A 13,709-nucleotide genomic window follows, 5' to 3' on the forward strand; every position below is an offset into this window, starting at 1 on the left:
ATTTTGACCAGGTTTATCGCCCCACAACCCTTCGAATCCCATCCCGACACACTGAACCGAAGCCAGCTTCGCAAACACCTGCGCGCCCAACGACAGGCCCTGACCTTTGAGCAGCAGATGCAGGCATCGGAATATCTCGCACTGAACCTTCTGAGGAATCCGGACCTTCACCGGGCAAAACATATTGCGATCTACCTGCCCAACGATGGCGAGATCGATCCCCATCTGTTCATGGACATTGCTGGACGCAAAGGCGTGCATTTTTACCTGCCGGTACTACACCCCATCCATTCCGGAAAGCTGGTGTTCAGCCCGTATCGGGAGGGCGTCATGCTTCACGCCAACCGCTTTGGCATCCCGGAACCGGACTTCAGCAAAGGATTGAAGCGACCGCCATGGGCGCTGGATGCAGTGCTGTTTCCGCTGGTGGGTTTCGACGAAGAGGGTGGGCGCCTGGGAATGGGAGGCGGATTCTACGATCGCACGTTCGCCTTCAGCCGCTTCAGGCCACGACTGGCCCCGAAACTGATCGGGCTGGCGCATGATTTTCAGAGGGTAAAAAAGCTGCCGATGGAACCCTGGGATGTTCCGCTGCACAGTGTGGTCACCGACCGGCGTTGTTACCGGTTCAGACCGTGAGCCTCGCCCTGCACGGAGCCAATGGTCACTGTGTTCTCAACCTGGGGCTTGTCTTCTGAGGCGTGGATGGACGTAAATCCGGTAATCACAAGGCCGACAGCAAAAATCAGCACAATGGCTTTCAGGATGTCAGGCTTGCCGCCCATGGTTGGTATTCCTTCAGACTCAGGTGGTAATTAACTGGAAAATCAGTCAGCTATTCTTGATTTCAAGAATTAGACGAAAGACTAACACGCAATTGCCATTTTACAATTTTTGACGGATTAAACTTAGTTAAGAATTGCAACCACGCCCGGAGCATGGCGGGGCCCGCCATGCTCCTGCCTCGAGTTATTTCGAGCTTCCGTTCCCGGCTCCGAGAAACAGACGGTACGCTTCGTTATCGGTCATGTTTTCGTACCGGAAGCCAACCTTATCGAGCATCTTCTCAAAGTCCTGCTCTTCACCGTCGTTGACCTGCGCCCCCAGAAGAACACGGCTGTAGGCAGCGCCGTGGTTTCGGTAATGGAACATGGAGATGTTCCAGCGAGTCCCCAGTGACATCAGGAACTTGAGCAACGCACCAGGACGCTCCGGAAACTCGAACTGGTAGACCTTCTCATTGCTGATGCTCGGTGCGTGACCGCCCACCATGTGTCGAATGTGCTGTTTCGCCAGGTCGCTGTCAGTCAGGTCGACCACGGAATAGCCGGTCTCCCGGAGATCCTGGACCAGCTCGTCCCGGCCATAGCCTCCGGCCTGGATCTGGATTCCCACAAAGATAACGGCATTCTGGGCATCCGAATAACGGTAGTTGAACTCGGTGATACTGCGCTTGTGCAGGGCATTGATGAAGGTTTTGAACGCGCCCGGCTTTTCCGGAATCGTCACCGCAAGGATGGCCTCACGCTGTTCACCAATCTCGGTCCGCTCGGAGATATAGCGCAGGCGGTCGAAATTCATATTGGCGCCACTGAGAACCGCTGCGAGGTTCTCCCCTTCCAGCTGTTCCCGCTGGACGTATTTCTTCAGGCCGGCCACCGAGAGGGCACCGGCCGGCTCGGCGATAGAGCGGGTATCCTCGAAGACATCCTTGATCGCAGCGCAGATCTCATCGGTGGAGACGGTGATCACCTCGTCGACGTTGTCCTTGCAGACTTTCCAGGGTTCCTCACCAATCTGGCGGACGGCCACGCCGTCGGCAAAGATACCGACCTCATCCAGAATCACCCGCTCGCCGGCTTTCATCGCGGCCTGCAGACAGTTGGAGTCCTCAGGCTCCACACCAATGACCTTGATCTCCGGCCGGAGGTATTTGATGTAGGCCGCCATACCGGAAATCAGACCGCCGCCGCCCACCGGGATAAACACCGCGTGCAGGGGGTGGGAAAACTGCCACATCATCTCCATGGCCACAGTGCCCTGCCCGGCAATCACATCGGGATCGTCATAGGGCGGGATGTAGGTATAGCCGTGCTTGCGGATCAGCTCCTGGGCATGGGCCGCCGCTTCGTCAAACGCATCACCCTTGAGCACCACTTTTGCACCACGGTCACGGACCGATTTTACCTTGATGTCCGGCGTGGTCTGGGGCATGACGATCACGGCCTTGATGCCCAGCTCTTTCGCCGACATGGCCACGCCCTGGGCGTGGTTGCCAGCCGAGGCGCAAATGACACCCTTGGCCTTCTGTTCCTCGGAGAGCTGGGCAATCCGGTTATACGCGCCACGAATCTTGAAGGAAAACACCGGCTGAAGGTCTTCGCGCTTGAGCAGAATGTTGTTTTCAAAGCGCTTGGACAGGCTACGGGCTTCAGTCAGGGGTGTTTCGATGGCCACGTCATAGACGCGCGCATCGAGTATCTTCTTGATATAGCGTTGCGGCATTGTGGTTCCGGTCAGTTGATGAGTGTGCGAAGAAAACCCACAGTGTAGAAAGTTTGCACGGCAGCCGTCTATAAGCACACCGCCCAGACGGCTATAATGTGTGAAATTCCCCAATCCGGAGCCAGAAATGAATCAGGACGAACTCAAACAGGCCGTGGCCAAAGCCGCCGTAGAGTATATTGCCCCGCGCCTGAACCGCGACAGCATTGTCGGCGTCGGCACCGGCAGCACCGCCAATTTCTTTATCGACCTGCTGGCCGAGCACAAGGCGGAATTCGATGGCGCGGTGGCAAGCTCCGAAGCGACGGCTGAGCGGCTCAAGGGCCACGGCATTCCGGTTTACGATCTCAACAGCGCCAACACCCTCGAGTTTTACGTAGACGGCGCCGATGAAACCAACGAACGCCTGGAGCTGATCAAGGGCGGCGGTGGCGCACTGACGCGGGAAAAAATTGTGGCCGCTGTGGCAAAAACCTTCATCTGCATTGCCGACGAATCCAAACAGGTCGGCGTACTCGGCGATTTTCCCCTGCCGGTTGAGGTGATCCCCATGGCCCGCAGCTACGTTGCCCGGCAAATCGTGAAACTCGGCGGTGACCCGGTGTACCGGGAAGGCTTCACCACCGATAATGGCAACGTCATCCTGGACATTCACAACCTCGACATTACCCGCCCGATCCACGTCGAAGAGCAGCTCAACAACATTGTTGGCGTGGTCACCAACGGCCTGTTCGCCCGCCGGCCAGCCGACCTTCTGCTGCTGGGCACCGCCGAGGGCGTCAAGAGCATTCCCCGAAAAGGCATCTGATCCGAACGCAGGTCTGCACAGGGCTGGCATTTAAGGCCAGCCTTTTTTGTGCCCGCACAACACCAAACCAAGCGCTTGCTTGGTATCGATTTCTGAGGGACACTGCACTCATCCATGTTGACTGGCTGGGAGCCCGACTGTGTCCGATTACTTCAACGATACCCACGAACAGGCACGTCTGAGTGCCCGCAAGTTTATCCAAACCCACGTACTGCCTCACATCAACGACTGGGAAGAAGCCGGGGAATTCCCCAGGGATCTCTATCGAAAGGCCGGCGATGCCGGACTGCTGGGCGTTGGTTTCCCAGAGGAACTGGGCGGAACGGGTGAAGGCGATATCTTTTTGAAAGTGGCCATCTCCGAGGAGCTCATGCGCTCCACGTCCGGCGGCCTTGTGGCCGGACTTGGCTCCCTGGACATCGGCCTGCCGCCAGTAGCGAAATGGGCCAGAAAGGACATTCGCGAGCAGATCGTCCCCCCCGTCCTGCGAGGCGAAACCATTTCCGCCCTGGCCATTACCGAACCCGGCGGCGGCTCCGACGTCGCCAGTCTCAGAACCCGCGCCGTGCGGGACGGCGACCACTACATCGTCAACGGCAGCAAGACCTTCATCACCAGCGGCATGCGAGCTGACCACTATACGGTGGCGGTCCGCACCGGTGGCGAAGGTCACAGCGGCATCAGTCTGCTACTCATCGACAGGGACATGCCTGGTTTCTCGAGAGGCCGAAAGCTCCGCAAAATGGGCTGGTGGGCCAGCGATACAGCCGAACTCTTCTTCGAGGACTGCCGTGTGCCGGCAGACCGGCTGATCGGTGCCGAGAATGCGGGCTTCATTGTCATCATGAGTAACTTCCTGGCGGAACGGCTGATGCTATCCATCATGGCCTACATGACCGCCCAGCTCGCCTACGAGGCCGCCCTGGAATACACACAGCAGCGACAGGCGTTCGGCCGGAACATCGCGGGCTTCCAGGTGACCCGCCACAAGCTGGTGGACATGGCCACCCAGATCGACATTGCCCGCGAGTACACCTACCGCTGCGCGGCCCTGATGCAGGCCGGCAAGAACCCGATCAAACAGGTCGCCATGGCCAAGAATTTCTCGGTGGACGTGTGCGAGAAGGTCACCCGCGAGGCAGTGCAGCTGTTCGGCGGCATGGGCTACATGCGGGAGTCGGTGGTGGAGCGCCTGTATCGTGATGCCAAGATCCTGTCCATCGGCGGCGGCACTACGGAGATCATGAAAGAGCTGATTGCCAAGCAGATCCAGTTGTAGCCTTAAGATTTGGTGCAAGGGGCACGCACCGTACTCAACGACCAAGGTTTAGTTTCGAACTGCAGGAGACTCCCGTATAATTGCGCCCACTTTTTCACCGTAGTCAAACGCACTTCAACGTACCAGGAAGGATCGCACATGCAATTCGACAACATTCCCGCAGGCAAGAACCCGCCTGAAGACATCTACGTTGCCATCGAGATTCCGGCGAACAGCTCCCCGGTCAAGTACGAACTGGACAAGGACATGGGCGCCCTGCTGGTAGACCGTTTCATGGCGACTCCGATGTTCTACCCGGCCAACTACGGCTTCATTCCGCACACCCTGGCTGACGACGGCGACCCCCTCGACGTACTGGTTGTCACGCCTTACGCAGTACAGGCCGGCTCCGTCATCCGGTGCCGCCCGATCGGCGTACTGAACATGGAAGACGAAGCCGGTGGCGACGCCAAGCTGGTCGCGGTACCCCACGACAAGCTGACCCAGTCTTACCACAACGTGCGGGAAATCGAAGACCTGCCGGAACTGCTGCGTGACCAGATCCAGCACTTCTTCGAGAACTACAAGACTCTCGAGCCGGGCAAATGGGTCAAGGTTCAGGGTTGGGACAACGCCGCCGCTGCCAAGAAGGCCATCGAAGATTCGATCAAGGCCTACAAAGGCTGATTCAGGTCGATGCGAAACAAAAAGCCGCGACTCCGGTCGCGGCTTTTTTATGCCTGGATACCCGGTTCCGGGTCGTTCAGCCTCTGGACAGCAGGTCCCGCATATCACTGATTGCGGCGTTGGCACGGGACAGATAGGCGGCCATGGTCAGCGAATGATTGGCCAGGATTCCAAAGCCGCTGCCATTGAGAATAACCGGGCTCCACATGGGTTCCTGGGTGCCTTCGAGTTCAATGATGATCTGTTTCACGCTCGCCATCGCGTTCTTGTCCTGGAGCACCTTCCGGAAGTCGACTTCAATGGCACGGAAGATATGGAGCAACGCCCAGGCACTGCCGCGAGCCTCGTAAAACACGTTGTCGACCTGCGTCCAGGGGGTTTTCACTTCCTCCCCGTCCGGGATTTCCTGGAGGGCCTGGTCGGCGTCAACATCGACCATGGCGTCGGAGATCGATGCCTTGCCCACACTCTCGCCCAGATTTCGGGACAGACTGCCCAACCGGGTTTCCAGATCCGCCAGCCAGTTATTCAGGTTGTCGGCCCGTGCGAAAAACTGGGCACTGTTCTGGCCATTTGAGGACAACCGGTCGAGATAGCGTTTCAGCGCAGCAATGCCGCGACGGTATTCGGATTCGGTGGAAGGAATCGCCCAGCTGTTACTGTCAAAGTTGAACTGGGGCTCGGCCACGACCAGATCCGGGTCTTCGGCGGACTGGCTCTGGGATCGAGCGATGTCCCGACGCATGGCCCTCGCCAGGTCTCGCACCTGCACCAGGGCGCCGTATTCCCAGCTCGGAATATTGTCGAGCCACAGCCCGGGGGGAAAGATGTCGTTGGTCAGGTAGCCACCGGGCTTGTCCAGCAGCGTTTCGGCAATGCGAATGAGGGTACTGGTGGTGGCAAATCCGGTCACCGGTTCACGCCCCATGGCATTGGCCACTGCCCGGGTATTCTCCCGCACCGAGAAGGTTTCCGGCTCATCACTCCAGTAGAACCCGAGAACCACGGCCACCAGCAGGTAAATCACCAGGACGGCAAGCACGAATTTGCCGATAATACCGGACCCGCCGGTGTAATCCTGAACGTCCTCTTTACGATCCCTGAAGAACCGTCTGATTCTGCCTGACATAAGACTCCTAGTCCCTTTCCGGTTATTGGTTCGCCGCGAACGGTCGACCCAAATGGTACCCCATGGCGCCATCGATACCCAGTTTACCGATCACGGCATACTCCGACGCGGTTTCAACGCCGCTGGCAAAAACCTGAACACCCCGACTATGGGCGATCGACACCACGGATTCCAGGTAAAACCGGTTCTCTTCGTGGCTGTCGATGTTATGAATGAAGCTGTTATCGATACGCAGCGCCTGAAATCTCAGATTCTTGAGATAGCTGAATGGCACCCCACCCACACCGAAGCGATCTACCACAACCGGCACTCCAAGGCGGCCCAGAGCTCTTACGAGAAGCCCCACCGGGGTACGATGATGATGGATAGTCTGCTCGGAAATGCCAATCCAGAGATGCCGGGATGCCTCGCCCGCTTCCTCGAGCCAGACCAGAAGATCCCGCCGGAACCGCTCACTGGCGATGGAGGCGCCGGCAATGGAAACGGCAAACGATTGGTCGGGTCGACTTGCCAGCCAGTCCAGTACACGCCGGACCTGCAATCGATCGATATCCTCGATCAGCCCAAAACGCTCGGCCATCGGCACGAACACCCCCGCCTTCAGCTCGCCCTCGGGTGCCTGCAACCGGGAAAAAACCTGGTGGTATAAAGGCGTTTCGGAGTGTTCCGCAAACATCGGCTGAAGCCAGAAGGAGAAGCGCTCCCTCAAAATGGCCTCGCTGATGATCGCTCGCCAGGTGTCATTGTTGTGGTGGCGCTCCTGTTCACCGTTGGCGAAATGGCACGCCGATTCTTCGTGAGACTGCGCGTGTCTGAGCGCTTCATCGGCAGCAGACATGAGTTCACGGGCATTGACGCCAACCGCGGTCTTCGCAACCCCAGCGTGCACCGCGACTTCGGCCGGGGAGGCCTGATCCGCATAAATGCCGTCCAACTCGGACAGCAGATCCCGACACCAGATGCCGGCGTCAGCCGGTACCGCACCAGGCAGGTAAACGGCAAACTCGGCGCCCGTCCGGCGCCCTGCAAAGCTTCCGGCATGCCTGGACAGGAACTCCCGGATGACACCCGCAATCCGGATCAGCAGGCGGTCGCCTTCGAGGCGACCATAGGCATCATTGAAGCCGGCGAAGTCCCGCAACTGGATCAACATCAGCACACTGGGCGCGAATCGCTCCTCGGATTCGACCTCTGCTTTGAGTCGCTGGTCGAAGGCACTACGACTGGCCAGACCGGTAACCGGGTCTTCGTTGTTCACCCGACGAAAATGCTGGATGAGTTTGGCCTGGCCTTCGAACAGATGCCCCAGGTCGTCTGCCATCTGGTTCATGGCTGTCGTGACCTGATTGAGTTCACGGGTGGAACGTACCGTGACATGACGGCGGAACTCCCGCCGACCAAGCGCTTGTGCCTGCTCTTCAAGAGCGCTTAGGGGCCTGAGGACTCTAGCCAGTGTCAGGAACAGGACGAACAGGCCGATCCCGCCAATCACCAGGATGGCCACCACCAGGCCGGAGGTAATTCGCCATAGATCCCGATAGGCCCGCCCCGGATCGCTCACCACCTGCACGGATCCGAGCCGACTCCAGCCCCGCACCACCTCGGCCCGGGCCACCGGCAATGGCAGGTGGGCAAGAGAGCGGAACCAACCGGGTACACCGATATCCTCAAGGGTCCGACTGCGCCCGACGATGACCTGCCCCTGATTATCCAGGTACACAACGCTGAGGTACCGGCCACTGTCGAATACCGAGTCGATCAGTGAGCCTGCCGCTACCCGGTCACGGCCATCAATGGCATTGGACAGCGACAGCCCCACCGCCGTCGCACCGTCCCGGGCCTGACCCGCCAGCTGCTCCGAAACATAGCTCCGGAAGTGGCTGTAACTGGTGAAAAAGCCGGACAACAGCACCAGAACCAGCAAACCTCCGGTGAAGATCAGCAGGAGGGTTCGCAGAGTAATCACGCCCCGCTGGTGCCTGACAGATTGTGGGTCACGCTTCCGTGCCATCCAATGCGCTCCGGAGGGGCCGTGCGCCAGACCGCGAACGGACTGTGATCTGCACCCCAGAGTTGACAAACATTTACATAGCGCTACCTACGCCGACAACTTTAAACACTATAGACTCTGCAAAAGCACTAAGGTTAAAAAATCGTCCGCACCGGGCAGGACGACCGATAATGAGAAAAGGACGGACCGGAGCACAATGAACGACGAAAGCCAGAAAGAGAAACTCAGGCAACACTTCGCGCGTCGCGTCACCACCCAGGCTCGGGTGGTCCTGGATACCTGGCAGAAGATTCACTCCGATCACTCACTGGCCACCGCTCACCGTGACGAACTGGCGAGTGCCGCAGAAAAACTGGTTCGTTATGCCCAGCGCTTCGAAATGGTTTCCCACGCAGAGGCCGGGCAGAGGGTTCTGACACTGATGGACCAGTGGCCCGCCGGTGGCGACCCGGCCGACGATCTCTGGGCACCGCTGCAGGATGCCATGGAGATTCTCTGTCGCAGCACGCTTCGACGCACCGATCAGAACAGCGATGAAGCCCCGCATCAATACCGCCGCACCCCCATCTACATCGCACTGGAAAACGATGAGATGGCCAACCGGCTTATCCGGCAGCTGGAATTCTTCGGCTTCCGTGCCTCGGCCTTTTCCCGGGCAGACGATCTGATTGAAGCCTGCGCCCTGCATAAACCCGAAACCATCCTGATGGACATCAAATTCGGAGGTGACGCTCCGGACGCCGGCATCGCCGCGATCGAACGCCTGCAGGAACGCCATGAAACCCCCATTCCCATCATCTTCATGAGCGATGAGGACGGCACTATCGAGACGCGGCTGCGGGCGTCCCGCTGTGGCGGCGAGGAATTCTTCTATCCGGCTGTCGATCCCGGACAGCTGATCGAAAAGATCGAGACCTACACCCATGGCAACACCGTCGAACCCTATCGGGTGCTGGTTCTGGACGACTCCCGGGCCCAGGCCAAGTACATGGAAACGGTGCTGCGAAAGGCCGGGATGACCGCCCACATCATCACCGACCCCATGCAGATCATCCACGCACTGGAGGAATTCTCACCGGAAATCATCATCCTGGATATGTACATGCCCGGTTGCACCGGCATGGAGATCGCGCGGGTGATTCGCCAGCAGGACCGTTTTCACAGTGTTCCGATCATCTACCTGTCTGCCGAGGAAGACGTTTCCAAACAGCTGCACGCCATGAGCCTTGGCGGCGATGACTTCCTGACCAAGCCCATCGATCCCAAGCACCTGGTCGCCACCATTCACAACCGTGGGCGCCGGGCCCGCTCCCTGCTCGCTCTGATGATCCGTGACAGCCTGACCGGCCTGTACAACCACACCCACACGCTCCACCTCCTGGATCAGGAGATCGTGCGCGCTCGGCAGAAAGACCAACCTCTGTGCTTTGCCATGATCGACATCGATTATTTCAAGAAGGTGAACGACACCTTTGGCCATCCCATCGGGGATCGGGTCCTGCGCAGTCTGTCCATGTTCCTCAAGCAGCGACTGCGAAAAACCGACCACATCGGCCGGTACGGTGGTGAAGAGTTCGCCATCATCCTGCCCAACACCCGCATCAGTGATGCCCGAAACGTGCTCAACGAAATCCGGGAACGTTTTTCAGAACTGCAGCAGCCCGCCGGCGACCGTGAGTTCAATGTCACCTTCAGTTGTGGTGTCGCCGCCTGGCAGGGTGACAGTTCCCAGGCCCTCTGTGAGCGGGCCGACCGGGCGCTTTACAGCTCCAAGGAACACGGCCGTAACTGCGTGACCGCAGCCGATGCCTGACCCCTTCGCCGGGGCAGCACCCAGCTGCCCCGCGACCTTCCGCTATGAAACCAACGTCGAATGGAAGTTACCCCGGCCGTTGACGACAATGATTGTCATCAACGAAGGTTCCAGTTCGATGATCGCGCTGTCTTTTTACGACCAATGGCCAACACGAAAGATTGTCAAAAAGTGTTGATCTGAGGAAAACAAGCACGCACCATTGTGGGAAAATGCCTCGATTTTCGGCGATCCTGTAAAAAAGACAGCAAGACGGAAGCAATCATGTCCACCATTCTCGTGCTCCACGGCCCAAACCTGAACATGCTCGGCACCCGAGAACCCGAGGTGTACGGCTACGAGACCCTGAGTGACATCGATGACCGGCTGAAGGAGACGGCGGCGGCCCATGGCCATCACCTGCTCCATCTCCAGTCGAACGCCGAATACGAACTGATTGACCGGGTGCACGAAGCGCGGACAGAAGGCGTTGATTTCATCATTATCAATCCCGCCGCATTCACCCATACCAGCGTGGCCCTGCGGGACGCCATTCTGGCGGCAGGCATTCCGTTTATCGAGGTGCACCTGTCCAACGTGCATGCGCGCGAACCGTTCCGCCATCACTCCTACTTCTCCGATATCGCCGAGGGCGTTATCTGCGGACTGGGCAGCCAGGGGTACGATCTCGCCCTTCAGGCCGCCCTGCAACGAATTCACCGATAGACCAGACACAACGGGACTGGATTAGCTATGGATATTCGCAAAATCAAGAAGCTCATCGAACTGCTCGAAGAGTCCGACGTCGAAGAACTCGAAATCCAGGAGGGCGACGACTCGGTCCGAATCTCCCGCCGCCGCGAGCAACCGGCTGCGACCCATTATGTAAGTCATGCTCCGGCGCCGGCACCTCAGGCCGCTGCACCGGCAGAGGCTCCTGCGCCTGCGGCGGAGCAGCCTGCTGCCCCCGACGTCCCTGCCGGCCACACGGTTAAATCACCGATGGTAGGCACGTTCTACCGGGCGCCGTCGCCGACCGCACAGGCGTTTGTGGAAGTGGGCCAGACCGTCAACAAGGGCGACGTCATCTGCATCGTTGAAGCGATGAAGATGATGAACCAGATCGAAGCCGACAAGGCCGGTACCGTCACGGATATCCTGGTCGAAAATGGCCAGCCGGTGGAGTTTGACCAGCCGCTGGTCGTCATTTCCTGAACTGGGTGATAGCTACTCATGGCCATGTTAGAAAAAGTTCTGATCGCAAACCGCGGTGAAATCGCGTTGCGTATCCTGCGCGCCTGCAAGGAACTGGGCATCAAGACGGTCGCCGTGCATTCCCAGGTTGACCGGGATCTCATGCACGTTCGACTGGCAGACGAATCCGTCTGCATTGGCCCGAACAGCGCAACCGACAGCTACCTGAACATTCCTGCCATCATCAGCGCCGCCGAAGTGACCGATTCCGTCGGGATCCATCCCGGTTATGGCTTCCTGGCCGAGAACGCCGACTTCGCCGAACAGGTTGAAAAAAGCGGCTTCCGGTTCATCGGTCCCAAGGCCGAAACCATTCGCCTGATGGGCAACAAGGTGTCTGCCATCGAGGCCATGAAAAAGGCCGGGGTGCCCACGGTTCCGGGTTCTGACGGGCCACTCACCGACGACGACGAGCGAACGCTGAAAATCGCCCGCCAGATCGGTTATCCGGTGATGATCAAGGCCGCTTCCGGCGGCGGTGGTCGCGGCATGCAGGTTGTGCACTCCGAGGCGTCCCTGCTCAAGGCGATCCAGATCACCCAGAGTGAAGCCAAGAACGCCTTCGGTGATCCCACCGTGTACCTCGAGAAATTCCTTGAGGCGCCCCGCCATGTGGAAGTTCAGGTCCTCGCCGACATGCACGGGAATGTCATCCATCTGGGCGATCGCGACTGCTCCATGCAGCGCCGCAACCAGAAGGTTATCGAAGAGGCACCGGCACCGAACATCAACCCGGAATCCCGGGCCAAGACCCTGAAGGCCTGTGTCGATGCCTGCAAGGAAATCGGCTATGTCGGTGCCGGCACGTTCGAGTTCCTGTACCAGGACGGTGAGTTCTACTTCATCGAGATGAACACGCGGGTACAGGTGGAGCATCCGGTGTCGGAGATGGTCACCGGCGTGGACATCGTGCGCGAGCAACTGCGCATCGCCAGCGGTGAGCCTCTGCAGTATAACCAGGACGAAATCCGCATTTCCGGTCACGCACTGGAGTGCCGCATCAATGCTGAAGACCCGCAAACCTTTGTTCCCAGCCCCGGCAAGATCAAGCACTACCACGCGCCCGGTGGCTACGGGGTTCGCGTCGACTCCCATCTTTACAGTGGCTACACGGTACCGCCCTACTACGACTCCCTGGTGGCCAAGCTGATCACCTGGGGCGATGACCGGGAGATTGCCCGGCGCCGCATGAAGACAGCACTGGACGAGATGGTGGTCGAAGGCATCAAGACCAACCAACCCCTGCATCGAAGATTGGTACGCGATGGCGGCTTCAAACAGGTAGACTTCACCATCCACTACCTGGAAAAACTGATGCGGGAATAACCATGCCCTGGATACAACTCCAGATCCCGGCTGATCCGGACAACGCGGATCAGCTGGAGGATCTGCTCATGGAGCTCGGCGCTGACGCCGTCTCCATGGAAGACGCTGCCGACCAGCCCCTGTACGAACCCGACCCGGGAACCACGCCTCTCTGGAGCCAGACCACCGTCACTGGTCTGTTCCAGTCCGACCGCGATATCGAACAATTGTGCGCCGCCGTTCAGGATGCCTGGCACCAGCAGACCCAGCAGTCACTGGCGGACATCGAGGTCACGCTGGTTGAGGACAAGGACTGGGAGCGGGCCTGGATGGACGATTTCCAGCCCCTGAAATTCGGCGAGCGACTCTGGATTGTGCCCAGCTGGCACGAGGCACCGGATCCGGACGCGGCCAACCTGATGCTGGATCCGGGACTGGCCTTCGGTACCGGCACCCACCCCACCACCGCCCTGTGCCTGGAATGGCTGGACGGACAGGACGTTCAGAGCAAGGATGTCATCGACTACGGCTGCGGCTCCGGCATCCTGGGCCTCGCCGCCTTGCTTCTCGGGGCGCGCCACGTTACCGGGGTCGACACCGACCAGCAGGCACTGGAAGCAAGCCGGGAAAATGCCCGCCGCAATGGTGTCCAGGACGACCTGCTCGACCTCTATCTGCCGGAGCATGAACCCGACGATACCTGCGATGTCATGCTGGCCAACATACTGGCCCAGCCATTGATTGGACTTGCCCCACACCTGGCGAGCCTGACGCGCCCGGGTGGCGACCTCGTCTTGTCCGGCATTCTGTCCAACCAGGCCCGGGAGGTCATGGAGGCCTACGATCCCTGGTTCATCATGGACGAACCGGAACAACGCGAAGAGTGGATACGCCTCACAGGACGACGCAGGGACAGATGACGGGCCCGGCATTACCGACTAAACTCCGACATTTGTAGTA

13 protein-coding genes are annotated in these 13,709 nt (G+C 59.2%); 9 read left to right on the plus strand and 4 right to left on the minus strand.

Annotation, left to right across the window (positions count from 1 at the left end):
• Positions 1 to 3: 3 nt before the first annotated feature.
• Complete coding sequence (locus MLD04_RS05545) at positions 4 to 639, plus strand: 5-formyltetrahydrofolate cyclo-ligase (RefSeq protein WP_248155593.1); 636 nt, start codon at positions 4 to 6, stop codon at positions 637 to 639.
• Here the strand turns inward: MLD04_RS05545 and MLD04_RS05550 are convergent.
• Both MLD04_RS05550 and ilvA read right to left on the minus strand, forming a co-directional pair.
• Positions 621 to 785 (minus strand): hypothetical protein, encoded by a 165-nt coding sequence (locus MLD04_RS05550; protein WP_008939563.1) that lies wholly within the window; start codon positions 783 to 785, stop codon positions 621 to 623. The genes MLD04_RS05545 and MLD04_RS05550 overlap by 19 nt on opposite strands.
• Positions 786 to 969: 184 nt before the next feature.
• Positions 970 to 2,520 (minus strand): threonine ammonia-lyase, biosynthetic, encoded by a 1,551-nt coding sequence (gene ilvA / locus MLD04_RS05555; protein WP_282451793.1) that lies wholly within the window; start codon positions 2,518 to 2,520, stop codon positions 970 to 972.
• A gap of 112 nt (positions 2,521 to 2,632) precedes the next feature.
• Here ilvA and rpiA point away from each other — a divergent pair, with 112 nt between their 5' ends.
• From rpiA to ppa, 3 genes are all read left to right on the plus strand, one after another.
• On the plus strand, positions 2,633 to 3,313 hold the full coding sequence (rpiA, locus tag MLD04_RS05560) for a ribose-5-phosphate isomerase RpiA (RefSeq protein WP_008939565.1): 681 nt from the start codon (positions 2,633 to 2,635) through the stop codon (positions 3,311 to 3,313).
• Positions 3,314 to 3,452: 139 nt separating this feature from the next.
• Complete coding sequence (locus MLD04_RS05565) at positions 3,453 to 4,592, plus strand: acyl-CoA dehydrogenase family protein (protein WP_248155598.1); 1,140 nt, start codon at positions 3,453 to 3,455, stop codon at positions 4,590 to 4,592.
• 138 nt (positions 4,593 to 4,730) lie between these two features.
• Positions 4,731 to 5,258: an inorganic diphosphatase gene (gene ppa / locus MLD04_RS05570; protein WP_008939567.1), complete on the plus strand. Its 528-nt coding sequence runs from the start codon at positions 4,731 to 4,733 to the stop codon at positions 5,256 to 5,258.
• 76 nt (positions 5,259 to 5,334) lie between these two features.
• Here the strand turns inward: ppa and MLD04_RS05575 are convergent, their stop codons facing one another.
• Together MLD04_RS05575 and MLD04_RS05580 are read right to left on the minus strand one after the other, a co-directional pair.
• Positions 5,335 to 6,387 carry a DUF2333 family protein gene (locus MLD04_RS05575; protein WP_248155600.1) on the minus strand — a complete coding sequence of 351 codons (1,053 nt, stop codon included), beginning with the start codon at positions 6,385 to 6,387 and terminating at the stop codon, positions 5,335 to 5,337.
• 22 nt (positions 6,388 to 6,409) lie between these two features.
• Positions 6,410 to 8,398 carry an EAL domain-containing protein gene (locus MLD04_RS05580; RefSeq protein ID WP_248155602.1) on the minus strand — a complete coding sequence of 663 codons (1,989 nt, stop codon included), beginning with the start codon at positions 8,396 to 8,398 and terminating at the stop codon, positions 6,410 to 6,412.
• A 196-nt stretch (positions 8,399 to 8,594) separates the two neighbouring features.
• On the opposite strand from MLD04_RS05580, the gene MLD04_RS05585 reads away from it, so the two are divergent.
• The 5 genes from MLD04_RS05585 (at position 8,595) to prmA (ending at position 13,669) form a co-directional block, all read left to right on the plus strand.
• Positions 8,595 to 10,211, plus strand: a complete 1,617-nt coding sequence (locus MLD04_RS05585; RefSeq protein WP_248155604.1) for a diguanylate cyclase — start codon at positions 8,595 to 8,597, stop codon at positions 10,209 to 10,211.
• 264 nt (positions 10,212 to 10,475) lie between these two features.
• Entirely contained in the window at positions 10,476 to 10,916 is a 441-nt protein-coding gene (gene aroQ, locus MLD04_RS05590) for a type II 3-dehydroquinate dehydratase (protein ID WP_248155606.1), read from the plus strand.
• A 27-nt stretch (positions 10,917 to 10,943) separates the two neighbouring features.
• A complete protein-coding gene (accB, locus tag MLD04_RS05595; RefSeq protein WP_248155608.1) occupies positions 10,944 to 11,405 on the plus strand; it encodes an acetyl-CoA carboxylase biotin carboxyl carrier protein in 462 nt (153 codons plus the stop codon).
• 18 nt (positions 11,406 to 11,423) lie between these two features.
• On the plus strand, positions 11,424 to 12,770 hold the full coding sequence (accC, locus tag MLD04_RS05600) for an acetyl-CoA carboxylase biotin carboxylase subunit (protein WP_248155610.1): 1,347 nt from the start codon (positions 11,424 to 11,426) through the stop codon (positions 12,768 to 12,770).
• Between the two features lie 2 nt (positions 12,771 to 12,772).
• Positions 12,773 to 13,669, plus strand: coding sequence for a 50S ribosomal protein L11 methyltransferase (prmA, locus tag MLD04_RS05605; protein WP_248155612.1), 897 nt, complete (start codon positions 12,773 to 12,775; stop codon positions 13,667 to 13,669).
• Positions 13,670 to 13,709 lie beyond the last annotated feature (40 nt).

The organism is Marinobacter koreensis, from assembly GCF_023156285.1.
GTDB classification, from domain to species: Bacteria; Pseudomonadota; Gammaproteobacteria; order Pseudomonadales; family Oleiphilaceae; genus Marinobacter; species Marinobacter koreensis.

What these genes read in the sequence shown, in the direction of transcription:
- ppa (WP_008939567.1), top strand. Translation starts at nt 4,731, where the DNA reads ATGCAATTCGACAACATTCCCGCAGGCAAGAACCCGCCTGAAGACATC.
- rpiA (WP_008939565.1), top strand. Translation starts at nt 2,633, where the DNA reads ATGAATCAGGACGAACTCAAACAGGCCGTGGCCAAAGCCGCCGTAGAG.
- MLD04_RS05585 (WP_248155604.1), top strand. Translation starts at nt 8,595, where the DNA reads ATGAACGACGAAAGCCAGAAAGAGAAACTCAGGCAACACTTCGCGCGT.
- accC (WP_248155610.1), top strand. Translation starts at nt 11,424, where the DNA reads ATGGCCATGTTAGAAAAAGTTCTGATCGCAAACCGCGGTGAAATCGCG.
- MLD04_RS05550 (WP_008939563.1), bottom strand. Translation starts at nt 785, where the DNA reads ATGGGCGGCAAGCCTGACATCCTGAAAGCCATTGTGCTGATTTTTGCT.
- MLD04_RS05580 (WP_248155602.1), bottom strand. Translation starts at nt 8,398, where the DNA reads ATGGCACGGAAGCGTGACCCACAATCTGTCAGGCACCAGCGGGGCGTG.
- aroQ (WP_248155606.1), top strand. Translation starts at nt 10,476, where the DNA reads ATGTCCACCATTCTCGTGCTCCACGGCCCAAACCTGAACATGCTCGGC.
- MLD04_RS05575 (WP_248155600.1), bottom strand. Translation starts at nt 6,387, where the DNA reads ATGTCAGGCAGAATCAGACGGTTCTTCAGGGATCGTAAAGAGGACGTT.
- prmA (WP_248155612.1), top strand. Translation starts at nt 12,773, where the DNA reads ATGCCCTGGATACAACTCCAGATCCCGGCTGATCCGGACAACGCGGAT.
- accB (WP_248155608.1), top strand. Translation starts at nt 10,944, where the DNA reads ATGGATATTCGCAAAATCAAGAAGCTCATCGAACTGCTCGAAGAGTCC.